Source organism: Herbiconiux sp. VKM Ac-2851 (assembly GCF_013205105.1).
GTDB classification, from domain to species: Bacteria; Actinomycetota; Actinomycetes; order Actinomycetales; family Microbacteriaceae; genus Herbiconiux; species Herbiconiux flava.
In genome coordinates this window covers 24,420-40,476 of the sequence record NZ_JABMLJ010000004.1, presented here as the reverse complement: position 1 = coordinate 40,476, position 16,057 = coordinate 24,420, and the positions used below count along the sequence as shown (strand labels likewise).

At 71.2% G+C, this 16,057-nt stretch carries 13 protein-coding genes; 3 read left to right on the top strand and 10 right to left on the bottom strand.

Annotated features, from left to right (window positions below):
- Positions 1–204 precede the first annotated feature (204 nt).
- From HQQ85_RS18405 to HQQ85_RS18380, 6 genes are all read right to left on the bottom strand, one after another.
- Entirely contained in the window at positions 205–1,581 is a 1,377-nt protein-coding gene (locus HQQ85_RS18405) for an LCP family protein (protein WP_254069584.1), read from the bottom strand.
- Positions 1,578–2,078, bottom strand: a complete 501-nt coding sequence (gene purE / locus HQQ85_RS18400) for a 5-(carboxyamino)imidazole ribonucleotide mutase (protein ID WP_173184014.1) — start codon at positions 2,076–2,078, stop codon at positions 1,578–1,580. Before purE ends, HQQ85_RS18405 begins: the two co-directional genes overlap by 4 nt.
- A 56-nt stretch (positions 2,079–2,134) precedes the next feature.
- On the bottom strand, positions 2,135–4,093 hold the full coding sequence (locus HQQ85_RS18395) for a cell wall-binding repeat-containing protein (RefSeq protein WP_173184013.1): 1,959 nt from the start codon (positions 4,091–4,093) through the stop codon (positions 2,135–2,137).
- A gap of 31 nt (positions 4,094–4,124) precedes the next feature.
- A complete protein-coding gene (locus HQQ85_RS18390; RefSeq protein ID WP_173184012.1) occupies positions 4,125–5,240 on the bottom strand; it encodes a 5-(carboxyamino)imidazole ribonucleotide synthase in 1,116 nt (371 codons plus the stop codon).
- 61 nt (positions 5,241–5,301) lie between these two features.
- A complete protein-coding gene (locus HQQ85_RS18385) occupies positions 5,302–5,814 on the bottom strand; it encodes a PH domain-containing protein (protein ID WP_173184011.1) in 513 nt (170 codons plus the stop codon).
- A 29-nt stretch (positions 5,815–5,843) separates the two neighbouring features.
- Positions 5,844–6,689: a biotin--[acetyl-CoA-carboxylase] ligase gene (locus tag HQQ85_RS18380; protein WP_173184010.1), complete on the bottom strand. Its 846-nt coding sequence runs from the start codon at positions 6,687–6,689 to the stop codon at positions 5,844–5,846.
- A 121-nt stretch (positions 6,690–6,810) separates the two neighbouring features.
- Between HQQ85_RS18380 and HQQ85_RS18375 the strand changes: the two genes are divergently transcribed.
- On the top strand, positions 6,811–8,382 hold the full coding sequence (locus HQQ85_RS18375) for an acyl-CoA carboxylase subunit beta (RefSeq protein WP_173184404.1): 1,572 nt from the start codon (positions 6,811–6,813) through the stop codon (positions 8,380–8,382).
- Positions 8,379–10,019 carry a M1 family aminopeptidase gene (locus HQQ85_RS18370; RefSeq protein ID WP_173184009.1) on the top strand — a complete coding sequence of 547 codons (1,641 nt, stop codon included), beginning with the start codon at positions 8,379–8,381 and terminating at the stop codon, positions 10,017–10,019. The genes HQQ85_RS18375 and HQQ85_RS18370 overlap by 4 nt, the downstream gene beginning before the upstream one ends.
- 4 nt (positions 10,020–10,023) lie before the next feature.
- On the opposite strand, the gene HQQ85_RS18365 is transcribed toward HQQ85_RS18370, so the two are convergent.
- The gene (locus HQQ85_RS18365; RefSeq protein WP_173184008.1) at positions 10,024–12,546 is read right to left on the bottom strand and encodes a bifunctional lysylphosphatidylglycerol flippase/synthetase MprF; all 2,523 of its coding nucleotides are present in this window, start codon (positions 12,544–12,546) and stop codon (positions 10,024–10,026) included.
- 50 nt (positions 12,547–12,596) lie between these two features.
- Here HQQ85_RS18365 and HQQ85_RS18360 point away from each other — a divergent pair, with 50 nt between their 5' ends.
- Positions 12,597–12,833 (top strand): acyl-CoA carboxylase epsilon subunit, encoded by a 237-nt coding sequence (locus HQQ85_RS18360; protein WP_173184007.1) that lies wholly within the window; start codon positions 12,597–12,599, stop codon positions 12,831–12,833.
- Positions 12,834–13,049: 216 nt separating this feature from the next.
- On the opposite strand, the gene HQQ85_RS18355 is transcribed toward HQQ85_RS18360, so the two are convergent.
- Genes HQQ85_RS18355 through HQQ85_RS18345 form a run of 3 tightly spaced genes read right to left on the bottom strand, consistent with a single transcriptional unit; the run spans position 13,050 to position 15,941 of the window.
- Positions 13,050–14,102: a hypothetical protein gene (locus HQQ85_RS18355; RefSeq protein WP_173184006.1), complete on the bottom strand. Its 1,053-nt coding sequence runs from the start codon at positions 14,100–14,102 to the stop codon at positions 13,050–13,052.
- Entirely contained in the window at positions 14,099–15,304 is a 1,206-nt protein-coding gene (locus HQQ85_RS18350; protein ID WP_173184005.1) for a sensor histidine kinase, read from the bottom strand. Before HQQ85_RS18350 ends, HQQ85_RS18355 begins: the two co-directional genes overlap by 4 nt.
- Complete coding sequence (locus HQQ85_RS18345; protein ID WP_371741979.1) at positions 15,294–15,941, bottom strand: response regulator; 648 nt, start codon at positions 15,939–15,941, stop codon at positions 15,294–15,296. Before HQQ85_RS18345 ends, HQQ85_RS18350 begins: the two co-directional genes overlap by 11 nt.
- Between the last annotated feature and the right edge of the window lie 116 nt (positions 15,942–16,057).

The following is a 16,057-nucleotide window of genomic DNA, read 5'->3' as shown; positions in this document are numbered from 1 at the left end:
CGCGGTGCCGCCGTCGCGCGCCCGTGGCTGCGCCGCGGCCGTGCGGCGCCGGTACCGCCGCCGCCGGTCACCGAGTACGGCCCCTCGCGTTCGCGCCCGCTCCCTCGCGCGCCCACTCACTTTCGCGAGTGGTCAGTATCGGCGCTTCCTCGGGGTGTTTCGCGCCACGAGTGACCACTCGCGACGGTGCGGGAAGGTCGCGGGCTACTGGGCGGCGGAGTCGGACGCCGTCGAGAGCACGAGGGCGTCGGCGACCGTCTGGTGGACGACGTCCCAGTCGGGGTTCTCGGGATCGATCAGCGGCGGCGTCATGTCGACGCGATCGATCGGCAGCTCCTTCGTCTTCATCGCGAGGTCGATGAAGTACGACAGCGTCGACTGCGGGATGTCCGTCTGCACCACCTGGGTGCCCGCCTCGACGATGCCCTGGAACTTCGTGAGGACGTTCACCGGCTGGAACTGCTGCAGGATCGCCGTCTGCAGCTCGCCCTGCCGCTGCATCCGGTCGTAGTCGCTCGTGGTGTGCCGGGAGCGCGCGTACCAGAGGGCCGTGTAGCCGTTCATGTGCTGCTCGCCGGGCCAGATCCAGCCCTCGATCTCGTTGCCCTCCTCGTCGCCGCCCATGGGCAGCGCCTCGGTGACGTTGATGTCCACGCCGCCGAGCGCGTCGATGAGGTCGGAGAAGCCCTGCATGTCGATCATCACGTAGTACTGGATCGTGATGCCCAGGGCGCCCTCGATCGCATCCTTCGTGGCCTCGACGCCGGGGTTCGAGCCCTCGGCCTCGGCGTTCGGGTACAGGTCCTGGTCATACGCCTCGACGCGGGGGTAGAGGAAGCTGATCTGGCACTGGCTGCCGCAGTCGTAGACGCCGTCGGGCGCGTAGTCGCTGCCCACGAGCGGTGAGTCGGCGCCGATCGGCACCTGCTGCAGATCGCGCGGCACCCCGATCATCGTGGCGCGCCCGGTGTCGGCCTCGATCGACACCACGGTCATGCTGTCGGGCCGCATGCCGTCACGGTCGGGCCCGGCGTCGCCGCCGAGCAGCAGGATGTTGTACCGCCCGTCGACCGGAGGCTCGGCCGCGGCCTGCGCCGAGAACACCGAGTTGAGCCCGTCGGCCGCCACGTTGGCGTACCAGGCGCCCGCCGCAGCGACCCCCGAGGTGCCTACGAGCAGCAGCACCGAGAACGACGCCAGCCACGGCCGAGCCCGCTCCCCCACCCGCACGAACCGCACGAGGCGGAGCGTGTCGAGGGTCAGCACGATCCACAGCACTGCGTACGCGATCAGCACTACCTGCACGAGCAGCAGCGGGATCGGGTTCGTCGCGATCGAGAAGATCACCTGCGGCCAGATGAGGTAGATCACGAAGCCGACCACGGCGATCGCCCAGAGGCTGAGCGTGAAGTACAGCCCGAAGCGGCCGAGCTTGCGGTTGCCCGCGAGCACCTGCGCCGAGCCCGGGATGAGCACGTTGAGCACCACCAGCCACCACCCGCGAACGGTCATGGCCTTCGGCGAGGTGGTGTCCGGGTACCGGATCGGGCTGGCTGTCGTGCTGCCTGGCATCGTGGTCATAGGCGGGTCTGGAGGTCTTCGTTCTTCTGCGCGACGAGCTCGGAGAGCTCGCTGCGATAACGGTCGAGGGCGTCGGCAAGCCCATCATCACCGGTCGAGAGAATGCTGACAGCGATCAGCGCGGCGTTCTTGGCCCCACCGATCGAGACGGTGGCGACCGGGATGCCCGCCGGCATCTGCACGATCGAGAGAAGTGAATCGAGACCGTCGAGGCGCGAGAGCGGCACCGGAACCCCGACGACAGGCAGTGTCGTGACGGCCGCGATCATCCCGGGCAGATGCGCCGCGCCGCCGGCACCGGCGATGACGACCTTGAGCCCGCGCTCACGAGCGCTCCGCCCGTACTCGATCATGGCCTCGGGGGTGCGGTGGGCCGACACGACGCGCACCTCGTGCGGCACGCCGAAGTCCTTCAGCACCTGCACGGCGTCGCTCATGACGGAGAAGTCGGAGTCCGACCCCATGACGACGCCCACGACGGCTCTCTCTTCGGGCATGCCCCCATCGTACGGTCGCCCCCGCCGGCTTCTGCGGAGCGGCGCGCTCGCGTGCCTCAATCGGGCAGATAGCTTTCGAGCTGGGTCTTGACGGCATCGGAGACGGCGTTCGGGCCGCCCAGCAGCACGATCCGGTACGGCGACAACCGCTCCAGCTCGGCCGCGACCGGCGCGGGGATGCCGTCCTTCGTCACCAGCAGCACCGGCGCCCCGCCGATGATCGCCGCCGGCCCGCCCGCGAGCGCATCCGGGAACGCCTGCCCCGACGCCACGTACACCGTGTACGTGTGCGGCCGGAACGACCGCTTCGACGCCGCGGCCGACACCGCGAACCGGTCCGGACCGTCAATCCGGATCACCGTCGCCTGCTTCTCCACCTCGGCCACCACCGCGGGGCTGACCGCCTGCTCTCCGCCCATCACGTACACGTACTGAGCCTTCAACCGCCCGATCTCCGCCCCCACCGCGGCGGGCAGCGCGTTCTTCTGCGTCAGCAGCACCGGCCCCTTCTCCCGCCCTGCCAACGGCGACGCCGACAGCGCGTCCGGGAACGTCTCGCCCGACGCCAGGTACGCGTAGGTCGCCCCGCCCGGGAACGCCTTCGCCGAAATCGCCGCTGACACCGCGAACCGATCCGGTCCGCCGATCCGCGATACCGTCCCGAACTCCCCCAACGCCTTCTCCACCCCGGCACCCACGGCGGCGCGCCCGCCCAGCACCACAATCCGCCCCGGCCGCAACCGCCGCAGCTCCTCCGCCGTCGCCGCGGGCACCCCGTCCCGCGTCACCAGCAGCACCGGCCCACCAGCCAGCCCGGCGGCTGCGGCCCCGCTCAACGCATCGGCGAACACCTCCCCCGACGCCACATACGCCACCGGCGCCGCCCCCGACTCGAACGTGTCCCGCGACACCCCCGCCGCCACCGCGAACCGATCCGCACCCCCCACCCGATCCACCGCCGGCAACGGACTCACCCGCGGCTCGATCAACAGCACCTTCGACGAAGCCGCGTTCTGCAGGCCGATCAGCCGGTGGCTCGCCCGATCCACGACCATATCGCCGAAGTAGTCGACGGGCCCGACACCGAGAGTCAGGAGGTTGTCACCGCGAAGTGCGACGATCCCGGCCGTGTCCACAGCGGCATTGACGACGTACACCACGTTGCGCCCAGGATCCTCGACGAGGTCGGACATCGGGCTCGCGAAGGATTCCGACACCGCCGTCCTGGTCATGGTTGCCGTATCGAACATCTGAATCCCGAAGCCGAAAGCCGCCTTGCCCGCCACCGCCAGCTGCCCGTCGATGATCCGGACGAGCGTCGGAGCGCCCTCGAGCTGCGTCCTGGTCCACGACCCGTCCGGCTTGATCGCGTCGAGGGACGAGTCGTCGGAATTGGCGACGTAGGCGGTCTGCGTCGCCTGATCGACGGCGATGTCCCGCGGTCTCACACCGGTAGCGATGCTCTGGTTCGAGCCGTCGTCGAGATCGACGACGCTGACGTTGCTCGGCGACACGTTCGCGACGAAGACACGGTGGGACTTCTCGTCAACCGCAAGAGCTGTAGCCCCTCGCCCACCTGTCGCGACACGGGAGACGACCTTCATTGACGCGGAGTCAACCACCACGAGCTCGTCAGAGCCGGAACTGTTGTCCACCACGTAGACCTGGTGAGCGGTTTCGTTGACCGCCAATCCGTTGATCCACCCGGCTGACGTCCCGACGACGACTGATCCGGAGGGAGTGAGCTCCCCCGCTGAGACGTCGTACGCCCGCAGCATCCGATTGCGGTTGTCGAGCACGAAGGCTTTCCGAGCGACGTTGTCGATCGCCAGGCCGTAGAGCTCGTCCGAGCCGGGCTCGATCGTATCGAGGATGTCGAAGCGGGCGCTCGAGCGGGCGGCGGCGTCCGAGGCCGAGGTCGCGACCGCGGCCGCGGCCGGCTGCGCCGACAGAGCACCGCCGGAGAGCAGCGCGGTGGCGACGGCGAATGTGAGGGCTCGGAAGAGGGGCTTCATGCCCCGATGCTACCGCAGAAGTGAGGTTATGTCAGGAGTTGAAGGCGGCGGCGGCGGCGCGGGCCTCGTAGGCGACCGTGGCGAGGTCGTCGCCCGAGACCGTGACGTGGCCGATCTTGCGGCCGGGGCGCGGGGACTTGCCGTAGAGGTGCAGCTTCGCCGTGGGCTGGGCCGCCGCGGCCGCGCGCAGCGGGGCATCGAGGTCCCCCGAGGCGGGCCCGCCGAGAATGTTCACCATGACCGACCAGGGGGCGGTGTGCCCGGTGGCCCCGAACGGCAGGTCGAGCACCGCCCGCAGGTGCTGCTCGAACTGGCTGGTGGTCGAACCGTCGATGGTCCAGTGGCCGGTGTTGTGCGGCCGCATCGCCAGCTCGTTCACCAGGATGCGCTCGTCGACCGTCTCGAACAGCTCCACCGCGAGCACCCCCGTGACACCGAGCGACTCGGCGATCGTGGTGCCGATCTGCGCGGCCACGGCGGCGAGCCGCGGCGACCCGCCCGGCGCGGGGGCGAGCACCTCGGCGCACACCCCGTCCCGCTGGATCGACTCCACCACGGGCCACAGCGTCACGTCGCCCGACGGCCGGCGCGCCACGAGCTGGGACAGCTCACGCTTGAAGTCCACGAGCTCCTCCGCGAGGAGCGGGTCGTCGCCGAACCAGTCCGCGACCTCCGCCGCCGACGAGACGACGCGCACGCCCTTGCCGTCGTAGCCGCCCCGAGCGGTCTTGACGACGGCCCGCCCACCGTGGGCGGCGATGAACGCGTCGAGATCGGAGGCGTCGGCGACCGAGGCCCACGCAGGCACCGGCACACCCAGCGAAGCGAGCTTGGCGCGCATGAGCAGCTTGTCCTGGGCGTACTGCAGAGCATCCGGCCCAGGATGCACGGCCACACCCGCCGCGACGAGCCCCTGCAGCACGGCCTGAGGCACGTGCTCGTGGTCGAACGTCACCACGTCGACCCCCCTCGCGAACGAGAGCACCGTGTCGAGATCGGTGTAGTCCCCGACCGCGGTCGCGGCGAGAGACGCCGACATCCCCTCGGCCTCGGCCAGCACCCGGATGTCGATCCCCAGCTCGATCGCCGGCGGGATCATCATCCGCGCGAGCTGTCCGCCACCGATCACACCCACACGAAGAGTCACGGATTCAGCCTAGCGGCGGCCCGCCACCGAACGACCCCGGGAACGACCCCGGGAAGCCCGGCTACGACCCCGGGAACGCCGGCAGCCGCGACGGCGGCGGCGTGTGCTCGGTCAGTTCGTCCAGCAGCGCCGCCACGAGCTTCGCCGACGGCACGTCGTGCAGCTCCAGAGTCAGCTCCGACCCCGACTCCACCAGCACGTTCCCGGTGGCGAACGCCGCCTGCACCGGGTTCCGCCGCAGCCGCACCGCAGTCACCCGCGACAGCCAGAGGTCGTGCCGGTGACGGTTCACGAGCCCGCGCCGCGCGATGATCCGCCGCGACGTGATCGTGTACCGGTGCCCGAGCCAGGTGAGGAACGGCAGCACCGTGCCGAGCACCACGACAGCCACCGCGCCCGCCAGCGCGGCCTGGTTCTGCCACTCCTCCGCGAAGCGCCCGCCGAACCAGCCGTACGCCGTCGCCGTCGCGAACAGCAGCAGCACGGGCACCGTCAGCCGTCGCGCGTGCGGCCGCACCCGGGCGAGCACGAGCTCCCGAGGCGGCTCGACGGTCGTGTGATCGGGCCGGGACATCCCGCCATTGTCACCCCCGAAGGCCCCGATCAGCCGTCGCGGAGCCGGAGGTGCGTCACATCGCCCGCCGCGACCACGAGCGCCGATCCGTCGTCGGTGTCGACCACGAGCCGCCCGTCGTCGTCGATCGCGCGGGCCGTCCCGGTGCGCACGAGGCCGCCGGGCAGCTCCACCCGCACGGCCCGGTCGAGCGTCGCCGACGTCGATCCGAGCTCGTCGAGCAGCCCCGACTCCCGCGCCGATCCGCCCGCCGACTCCCAGGCCGAGAACAGTGCGACGAGCTCGCGCAGGTACGCCGAGAGCACCGCATCCACCCCCAGCGACGCCGCCGGGGCGCCCGCCAGTTCGAGCGACGTCGCCGTCGGCACCGGCAGCTCGTCGGCGGCCAGGGTCAGGTTGATGCCCGCCCCGATCACGAGGCCCCGAGCATCCGGAAGCAGCTCACCCAGGACGCCCGACACCTTCGACCCCCCGATCAGCACGTCGTTCGGCCATTTCAGGGCGACCGGATGCCCGGGCAGCACCGCCCCGGCGAGAACCGACTCGACGGCCCGCCGCACCGCGGCCCCCGCGAGCAGCGGCAGCGTGCCCCAGAGCGCCGTGTCGGCGCGGGGCCGGAGCAGCACCGACACGGCGAGCGCCTTCCCCGCCGGAGCCGACCACGTGCGCCCGAGCCGCCCCCGCCCGCTCACCTGGTCGTCGGTCGCCACCACGGCGAACGCCGGCCACGCCGAGGCGGAGGAACCCGACGGCCCCGAGGAACCCGACGGCCCGGACGAGCCCGACGCAGCCCGCACCAGCACCTCGTTCGTCGACCCCGCCCTCGGCATCCATTCCAGGCGCGGGACGAGGGCACGGGAGAGCGGCAGATCCATCCCCCCAAACTACGGCCTGCCACCGACAGCCCGGGTTTCTGTAGCTTTCGTCAACCGAAGAGCCGTAGGGCTGGCCGGTAGAGTGAACCGCGTGAGTGAAGACGTGACGACGCAGCCCGATATGTACACCACGGCGGGCAAGCTGGCCGACCTGAAGAACCGCTATCACGAGGCCGTGACCGCGTCGGGCGAGGCGGCCATCGAGAAGCAGCACAAGCGTGGCAAGAAGACGGCCCGCGAGCGCATCGAGCAGCTGCTCGACCACGGCTCCTTCGTCGAGATCGACGAGTTCGTGCGGCACCGCACGCACGCCTTCGGCATGGAGAAGTCGCGCCCCTACGGTGACGCGGTCGTCACGGGCACGGGCACGATCCACGGCCGTCAGGTCGCCGTCTACGCGCAGGACTTCACGATCTTCGGCGGCTCGCTCGGCGAGGTCGCCGGCGAGAAGATCATCAAGGTCATGGACCTGGCGCTGAAGACCGGCGTGCCCATCATCGGCATGCTCGACTCGGGCGGCGCGCGCATCCAGGAGGGTGTCGTCGCGCTCGGCAAGTACGGCGAGATCTTCCGCCGCAACACGGCGGCGTCGGGCGTGATCCCGCAGATCTCGATCATCATGGGCCCGGCGGCCGGTGGCGCGGTCTACTCCCCCGCGCTCACCGACTTCGTGATCATGGTCGACAAGACCAGCCAGATGTTCGTCACCGGCCCCGACGTGATCAAGACGGTCACCGGCGAAGACGTCGGCATGGAGGAGCTCGGCGGCGCGCTCACCCACAACAGCATCTCGGGCGTCTCGCACTACCTCGCGAGCGACGAGGACGACGCACTCGACTACGCCCGGGCCCTGCTCAGCTTCCTGCCCCAGAACAACCTGGCCGAGCTGCCCGAGTACGACAGCACCCCCGAGCTCGAGATCACGGACGCCGACCGCAAGCTCAACACCCTCATCCCCGACTCGCCGAACCAGCCCTACGACGTGCACACCGTCATCGAGCACCTCGTCGACGACGGCGAGTTCCTCGAGACGCAGCCGCTCTACGCGCCGAACATCGTGGTGGGCTTCGCCCGCATCGAGGGCCGCTCGGTGGGCATCGTGGCGAACCAGCCGAACTCGATGGCCGGTACCCTCAACATCGAGGCCGGCGAGAAGGCCTCGCGCTTCGTGCGGTTCTGCGACGCGTTCTCGATCCCGATCCTGACGCTCGTCGACGTGCCCGGCTACCTGCCCGGCACCGACCAGGAGTGGACGGGCGTCATCCGCCGCGGCGCCAAGCTGCTCTACGCGTACGCCGAGGCGACCGTGCCGCTCGTCACCGTCATCCTCCGCAAGGCCTACGGCGGCGCGTACATCGTGATGGGCTCCAAGCAGCTCGGCGCCGACATCAACCTGGCCTGGCCGACGGCCGAGATCGCCGTCATGGGCGGTCAGGGTGCCGTGAACATCCTGTACCGCGGCGAGATCAAGCGCGCCGAGGAGGCCGGAGAAGACGTCGCGGCGGTGCGCACGAAGCTCGCGAACGAGTACACCTACAACGTGGCCTCGCCGTTCCTCGCGGCCGAGCGCGGCGAGCTCGACGGCGTCATCGAGCCGGCGGCCACCCGCGTCTCGGTCATCAAGGCCCTGCGCGCGCTGAAGACCAAGCGTGCCTCCCTGCCCCCGAAGAAGCACGGCAACATCCCCCTGTGACCCGGCGCGGGCCGCTCGATGCCGTCGTCGCGGCGGCGCTCGGCACCGTGCTGCTCGCGGGCTGCGTGGCGGGGCCCGACGGTCAGAACGACCAGGGCTCCGACGCGGCGACGGTCGACGGATTCTCGGCCGGCGCCGAAGGCATCGGCGACCCCTACTTCCCGCTCGACGGCAACGGCGGCTACGACGTCGCCCGCTACGATCTCGACCTGAGCTACGAACCGCGGACCGGGGAGCTGTCGGGCTCGGCGACCATCGCCGCGACCGCGACGCAGAACCTCTCGGCGTTCGACCTCGACCTCGACGACCTCGAGGTGCGGGAGGTCACCGTCGACGGGGTCGACGCCTCCTGGACCAGGCGCAGTACCGAGATCAGCGCCCTGACCGGTCAGCCGCTCGAGGCGGGCAGCGACGACCCGGTGGTGACCCCGGGCCGCTCCGAGCTCACGGTGACGCCCGCGGCCGGCATCGCGGCCGGCGACGCCTTCGAGGTGAGCGTGCGCTACGCGGGGGTGCCCGAGACGATCGACGACGGCTTCGGCGCGGCGGGGGTCTTCACGACCGGCACCGGCGACGACCGCGAGCTGCTCGTCGCCGGGCAGCCGCGCTCGGCCGCGACCTGGTTCCCGGCGAACGACCATCCCTCCGACAAGGCGGCCTTCGCGCTGCGCGTCTCGGTGCCCGACGGGCTCACCGCGGTCTCGAACGGCCGGCTGGTGTCGGCCGAGAGCACGGGCGGCCGCACCGTCTGGTCCTGGCAGCTCGACGAGCCGATGGCGCCCTATCTCGCCACCCTGGCGATCGGCGACTTCGAGCTGACCACGGCCACCGTCGACGGCATCGACTACTGGAACGCCGTCGACCGCGACCTGTTCGACCGCCCGATCGACCCCGACGCCGCCACCGACACCGACACCGCCGGCACCGACACCCCCGACCCCACCGCCACCGGCGCTACAGCCGCTGGCGCCACCGTAGGCGCAGCCCCCACCTACGGCGCCGTCGCCACCGCCCAGTTCGCCCGCCAGCCCGAGATCGTCGCCTTCCTCGCCGACCGCTTCGGCTCCTACCCCTTCCACCAGGCCGGCGGCATCGCGGGCGACCAGCCCGAGCTGGAGTTCGCGCTCGAGACCCAGACCCGCCCGGTCTACCCCACCTGGGCCTGGGAGGATCCCGACGACCTCGCCCTCCTCGTGCACGAGTACGCCCACCAGTGGTTCGGCGACAGCGTGACGATCGAGCACTGGAGGGACCTCTGGCTGAACGAGAGCTTCGCCACCTACGCCGAGTGGCTCTGGACCGAGCACACCGGCGGCCCGTCCCCGGCGATGCAGGCGGATGCTCTCGCCGCCCGGTCGGCCGACGACCCGTTCTGGTCGGTGACCGTGTCCGACCCCGGCCCGGCCGAGCTGTTCGACGACGCCGTCTACCAGCGCGGCGCGATGACCCTTGAGGCGCTGCGCGAGCGGGTGGGCGACGACACGTTCTTCGCGATCGCGCGCGGCTGGGCATCCGAGAACGCCGGAGGCACCGTCAGCACCGCCGACTTCATCGAACACGCCGAGGAGGTCTCGGGCGAGGACCTCGACGACCTCTTCGAGCAGTGGATCGAGACGCCGGAGAAACCACGGTCGTAGACAGCTACCGCCGCGGCACCAGCGTGCGCACCAGCGCCACCGTCTCCTTGGCGCTCATCGACGGCAGGTACGCCCGCCCGATCGCCCCGCCGATCGACGGCAGCCCGAGCGGGTCGGGGTACGCCATGTAGATGGTCGAGTACGTCGGGTTGAACTTGGACTTGAACTTGAACAGCGACGAGAAGCCGTAGGCGGGCTCGAGCGTGCGAGCGAGGAAATCGCTCAGCTCGGTCATGACGGTCGGCGCCGGCGGCTCGGAGCCCTTCGGCACGGGAGCCTGGGCGAGCGGCGCGCCCGAGAGCGACAGCACCTCGACCCCCAGCTCCTTCATGTGCAGCGCGGCCGAGGCGATCAGGAACTCCATCGTGCCGCCCATCGACTCGTCGGCGCGGCGCATGAAGTCGAGCGTGTAGCCGACGGCCCGGCCGTCGCGGTACACCGGCAGCCAGCTCGTCACGGCGGCGATGCGCCCCGTGGAGTCGAGAGCCAGCATCAGCGCGACGTCGGGGTCCTTGATCTCCTCGAGGGCGCCGAGAGTGAAGCCCATCTCGGGCAGCTCCTTCTCCGAGACCCAGGCCTCGGAGATGGCGTTGATCTGCGAGACGTAGCTGCGGCTGAGCTCGTCGTAGGTGGTCCAGAGCGTCGTCATGCCCTCGCGGGTGCCGCGGTTCAGCGAGGAGCGCACGTTCTGCCAGGCCTTGCCCGTCATCTCCAGGGTCTGCGGGTGCATCAGCGTCTCCTCGCCGACGGACATGTGCTGCCACTCCAGCTCGTCGAACGCCGGCAGGAACTGCGCGTGCACGCTGTAGAACACGGGCGTCCAGCTGCGCGAGTCGCAGAACGCCACGAAGTCGCGCACCACGTCGCGCTCGGTGCCGGGCAGGCAGACCGGGTCGCTCATCGTGATGGCCACGTCGTTGATCACGCGGTAGGCGACGGCGGCGTCACCCGTGGCGTTGAACCAGTAGACGTTGCCCGGCCAGGTTGTCATCCAGCCGAGCGTGCCGCCGCCACCTCGGCGGAGCAGGGCCCGGATGCGCTGGTGATCGCCCACGTTCACGCGCTGCTCGGTCGAGGCGATCAGCTGCAGCGACGCGACGGTGAACACGGCCCAGAACGCCGGGCCGATCCACTGGAAGAGGAACGAGGCCACCCCGGCGGAGGGAACGAGCACGTCGCCCGTCACCCCGACGAGCGTGACCGGCAGGAAGCGCCGGGGAAGGTCGAACCAGAGGTCGACCACCGTGGTGTCCTTCGGCACGAACGTCTCGAGCGCGAAGCCGCCCACCACGAGGTAGGCCAGCGCGAGCACGGCCCCGCTGCCGGCCACCACGACCGCGAAGCGGATCAGCGCCTCGCGCGGCGCCTTCAGTGCGAAGCGGCGCCGGTTCACGAACAGCAGGATGGCGACCGCCAGCGGCACGGCGATGGTCGAGCCGCCCCAGACGATGTACTCGCCCACGTCGATCGCCTGCAGCGGCGTGTCGTCGACGGCCGCGTTCTGGCCGTCGGCGAGGGTCAGGATGAGGCCGAGGAACACGAAGGCCAGCACGATCATGGCCAGGTTCGTCACGATGCCGAGCCAGAGCGCGAAGCGCCGGCCCTTGCGGAGACCCCAGGCCGACACCAGCAGCAGCGCGAGCGGCACGAAGGTCTGCACGATCGGGCCGAGCCCGCCGAGCTCGGCGAGCCGCTTCACGTCGTCGCAGACGTCGGTGTTCGCGGTGGAGCAGAAGTCGTCGATGCCCGAGGCGGTGGGGAAGATGTCGCCGTAGAAGCTGCCGGCGAGGCCGAACGCCCCGCTGCCGTTCGGGTCGAGCCAGGAGACCAGCGGGCCGACGGCCGTGATCAGCACGACGGTGGCGATCAGCACCCGCACCTCGCCGAAGGAGCTCTTCAGCCACACCACCCGGCGCGCGCGGCCCGAGACGTAGTGGCCGATCACGAGACCGGCGATACCCGCGATGAGGCGGTAGACCGTGGAGGTGTCGCCCACGTAGAGGGTGAACATCAGCAGGAACCCGATCGACACCAGCCGCACCCGGCGCCGCCACAGCGGTCCCATCAGCGAGCTCGACGCCAGCAGCGCACCGACGATCGGGGTCAGCGGGTCGATGGTCAGGTCGTAGCTCGTTCCGTCGGCCCACCATTCGCCGGCGAGCGAGCCGATCCACTGCAGCAGCACGCCGAGCGAGACGCCGAGGAGGCCGGTGACGAGGAAGACGAGCACGAGCCGGCGCCGGCCGAGCAGCCGTTCGGCCACGCCGAGCAGGGTGAGCGAGGCCAGGATACCCGCGACGAGCTGGAACGGATCCCACGGGATGAACAGGGCGGTCACGATGGTCCACCAGTGGCCCATGTCGATCACCGTGGTGACGCCGGCGGCCCAGGTGTCCTCGGTGACCTCGGAGGGCGGACCGAAGAAGGTGCCGGCGAGGAGCGAGGTGACGAGGATCAGGACGGCGAAGCCGATACTGACCGGGATCGTGGCGAGGTACCGCCCGAGGAAGGTGAGTGCCTTGCGCATCAGCGTCGGTCGCCCTTTCGTGGTCCGGCTTCTAATGTAGCCTCGACGGTGTGGACGAATCGACTGACTTCGCGGCCGCCGAACCCCCCTTCCGGGTGGTGACACGTGGCCTCAGCGCCGGCGAGCTCGCCGCGGTGACGGTGGTCGTCGAGGCCGCCGTGCAGCAGGAGCTCGAGCAGCTGCAGTCCGAGCCCACGACCTCCACGACGGCCTGGCAGCGCAGTCAGCGCTCCCTGCGCACGCCGCTGCAGCCCGGCCCGGGCGCCTGGCGCTCGTTCTCGGCCTGATCCACCTGCACGAATCCTGAACGTCAGCCGTGGGCGGCGGCGAAAATGTCCACCGAAATGACGACTGCGCAGCCGGGAAACGCTCGGCAGGATGGTCATGCTAGGTGGCGCTCTCCGGAGCGGCATCGCGCCGGATGCGGGTCGACTAGGGTAAGCGGGCTCGCATTCCGGGGGCGAGTCAGGGCGATATTCGGGTTATCGTCCTGACTCGAAATCTCAACCGGGGGCCGAGTCATCGGCCCCCGGTTCTTTTTCGCGCCCGGGCGTGCGCGGCACCTCGAGCCAGAGCTCGAGCGTCGGCTCCTCCTCGTCCGTGCCCGCCGGCTCGGCCGCGTCGCGGAGCCCCACGATGGTCACGGCCACCTCGTCGTCGGGCCGCGCCGTCCGCACCACCAGCCGGTCGGCGGTGCTGTCGCCGATCTGCTGGGCGATCACCGCGGTCACCCGCGCGTGCTGGTGCCGGTCGAGGTCGTCGATGCCGCCGTCGTCGAGCAGCGTGACCTCGACGCCCCGGCGCCGGGCCTCGAGCACCTCCTGCCGCACCCGGTCGTCCAGCAGCCGGCGGCCGCGGATCTCGTCGCGCATCGCGGCCTCGAGGTGCAGGCACTCCTGCCGCTGGTCCGCCGAGAGCCGTCCCTCGGCGGCGATCACGGCCCGCAGCATCGGGGCGACGACGCGGTCCATCTGGCCGAGGCGCACCCGGCGCTCGTAGAACTCCGCCTCCTCCTGCGCCTCCCACTCGGCGGCGCGCTGCTCGGCGAGCTCGAACAGCCGGGCGTCCCGGGTCGCCCGCACGATCGCCATGGTCGCCGCCTGGCCGATGCCGACCCAGATCGGGCCGCCGATCACCCCGAGCTCGGGCAGCTGCAGCGGATCCCGGGTCCAGACCAGGATGCCCAGCACCATCACCACGATGCCCGCCCACGCGAACAGCGCCCGCTGCCGCACGACCGTGATCGTCATCAGGGTGCCGATGGCTCCGATGATCCAGGTCGCGTAGCCGTTCTCCGCGTCGGGGTCGAGCTGGGGCAGCACGAGGATGAGCGACACCGCCGAGACGGCGACGTTGCCCGCGGCGACGCCCACGGGCATCCGCACCGATCGCAGCGGGAACAGGCTGAGGGCCGTGGCGACCGCGTAGAGCACCATCGCCACGACACCGGGCCAGGGGTTCGAGGGCACGTCGAGCGCCGAGACGCCGAGCACGAGGTGGAACGACGAGAAGATGGCGGCGAGGCCCACCAGCAGCAGCCGCGGGATGGCGATCATGCCAGCGGCTCCTCGGCCCGCACCGCGCCGGGCGCCCACTCGAGCACCACGACCGTGCCGCCGCCCGGCGTCGAGCACACGCTCGCCGAGCCGCCGACGGCGTCGACCCGTTCGCGGATGGAGACGCGCAGGCCCAGCCGGTCGGCGGGCACCGCGTCGGCGTCGAAGCCGCGCCCGTCGTCGCTGATCACGACGCTGAATCCGGATGCTCCCCAGCAGTGCACCCGCACGCTCCGCGTCACGCCCTGCTCGCCCGCGTGCTGCACGCTGTTCGACACCGCCTGCACGGCCGCGCTGTAGACGCCCTCGAGCACCCGCGCGGGCACCGGCTGCTCGATGTCGCCCTCGGCGTGGAAGGACACCTCGGCCGTGATGGTGCCGGCCAGCGCGCGCAGCCGCTCGACGAGGCTGCCCAGTGGGCGGTCGCCGCCGAGCTCCGACTCCGCGTCCGCGCTCTGCAGCGCCACCAGCGCCTGTTCGGCCATCGCGACCACGCGACGCCGGTCGTCGGGCCCCTCGGCCCGCGCGGCGGCGAGCAGGGTGGAGAGCACCCGGTCGTGCACGACGGTGTCGACCCGAGTGCGCTCCTGCTCGGTGGCGTGCCGCTTGGCCGCCTCCGCGTAGCGCCGCACGGCGGTGCGCTGGGCGTCGTCCACCCCGCCCGCCGCCGAGCGCAGCCCGGTGTTCACGATCACGAGGAAGGCGCCGAGCACGAGGGAGTACACGGTGTCGAGCAGGGCGATCAGCACCGGCGCGCCGCCGCCCGCGGGCAGCAGGCGGAGCGCGAAGAAGAGGCCGGGCACGGCGATCGCGTACACCACGGCCCAGGGCGTCGGCAGCGCGTTCGCGGCCGCCCCCACGGCGACGATCACGATGTACCAGAGCCACGGCTGCACCCCGAGCGCGGCCTCCGGGCTCCGCACCGCGAACGGCCAGAGCAGCAGGGCGAGCACGAACGCCCCGGCGAACAGGGTCATGCTGATCCGGATGCCGCGGCCGGCGAGCGAGGTCACGAAGCAGGCGGCGATCAGTCCGAAGAGCACGACCGCGATGCCCCAGCCCCACTCCGGTTTCAGCGTCGACGCCGATCCGGCCAGCACCGGGATCGACAGCAGCGCGAAGGCGAAGCCGAACAGCCCCTGCAGGCGCGACAGCACCAGGTCGATCTGCGCCCGGCTGAGCGGCACGCTGCTAGCCGACATGTCCGTTGTCGTCGAGGGCCAGGATGCCGTCCTCCACCGCGCGCCGCAAGAGCTCCACCTTCGACCGCGCCGGACGCCCGACCTCGACGTACTTCGCCCGCACCCGGTCGAGGTACTCCTTGGCGGTCGAGACCTTGATGTTGAGCTTCAGAGCCACCTGCGACAGCGGCAGGCCCGAGGCGTAGAGGTGCAGCACGTCCCGCTCGCGCTGGGCGAGCTGCGCCTTGCCGAACTCGGGGTCGGCGTCGATGGCGCTCGCCCACTCGAGGTTGTTCAGCACGTCGCCGCGCGCCACGGCGGCGATCGACGCGATCACGGTCTTGGTGGCGGCCGACTTCGGGATGACGCCCGCTGCCCCTGCGGCGAGCGCCTCGCGCACGAGCCCCACCCGGTCGGCGATCGAGTGCACGAGCACCGAAGCGCCCATCGAGAGAGCGTGCTGCACGTTCTCGGTCACCGAGAAGCCGTCACCGAGGCTGAGGTCGAGCACCACCACGTCGCAGCCGCGGCCGGCCAGCGCCACCCACAGCTCGCTCACCGAGGCGCTGGCGGCGACGACCTCGAAGCCGGCCTCCTGACACGCGGCCCGGATGCCCAGCCGCACCGACTCGTGGTCGTCGACGATCGCGACCCGCACGGCGGGGACGGCGGCGGCCGGGGCGTCGCTGCCCGCATCCGTCGTGGTCGGCTCGTTCTCGTCGTGCACGGTCACCCCTCGCGAAGACTGGTCCCATCCTAGGGCGGGGCCGGGCG